Annotated in this window: 1 protein-coding gene; it reads left to right on the forward strand. The window is 62.1% G+C overall.

Going from position 1 to position 884, the window contains the following annotated elements:
• Positions 1 to 884: FAD-dependent oxidoreductase (locus D8U69_RS17920; protein ID WP_130907828.1), on the forward strand; the 884-nt coding region annotated here is incomplete at both ends.

Genomic DNA, 884 nt, shown 5'->3' on the forward strand with positions numbered 1-884 from the left:
CCCATCGTATTGTCATTGTCGGCGGCGGCGCCGGCGGTCTGGAGTTGGCTACCCGTCTGGGTAAGACTCTGGGCAAGCGCGGTACGGCCAGCGTGATGCTGGTCGACGCGAACCTGACCCACATCTGGAAACCGTTGTTGCACGAAGTGGCGGCCGGGTCGCTGAACTCCTCCGAAGATGAACTCAACTATGTTGCCCAAGCCAAATGGAACCACTTCGAGTTTCAGTTGGGGCGCATGAGCGGGCTCGATCGTGCGAACAAGAAAATCCAGCTGGCTGCCACCTATGACGAAGCCGGGCTGGAACTGGTGCCCGCCCGCGAAGTACCTTACGACTCGCTGGTGATCTCCGTCGGCAGCACCACCAACGACTTCGGCACCTTGGGCGCGGCCCAGCACTGCCTGTTCCTCGATACCCGCAAACAAGCCGAACGCTTCCACCAGCAATTGCTCAACCACTACCTGCGCGCCCATGCCGGGCAGACCGACAAAGTCGAGCAGATCAGCGTGGCCATCGTCGGCGCCGGTGCCACCGGGGTCGAACTGGCCGCCGAACTGCACAACGCGGCACATGAGCTGGCAGCCTATGGCCTGGACCGGATCAAACCGGAAAACATGCACATCACCCTGATCGAAGCCGGTCCACGGGTACTGCCAGCGCTGCCGGAACGCATCGGCGGGCCTGTGCATAAAACCCTGGAGAAACTCGGGGTCAACGTGATGACCAACGCAGCGGTCAGCGAAGTGACGGCCGACAGCCTGATCACCGCCGACGGCAACGTGATCAAGGCCAGCCTGAAGGTCTGGGCGGCGGGGATTCGCGCACCGGGTTTCCTCAAGGACATCGACGGCCTGGAAACCAACCGCATCAATCAGCTGCAAGTG

The sequence above is a fragment of the Pseudomonas sp. Sample_16 genome (assembly GCF_004307665.1).
GTDB lineage: Bacteria > Pseudomonadota > Gammaproteobacteria > Pseudomonadales > Pseudomonadaceae > Aquipseudomonas.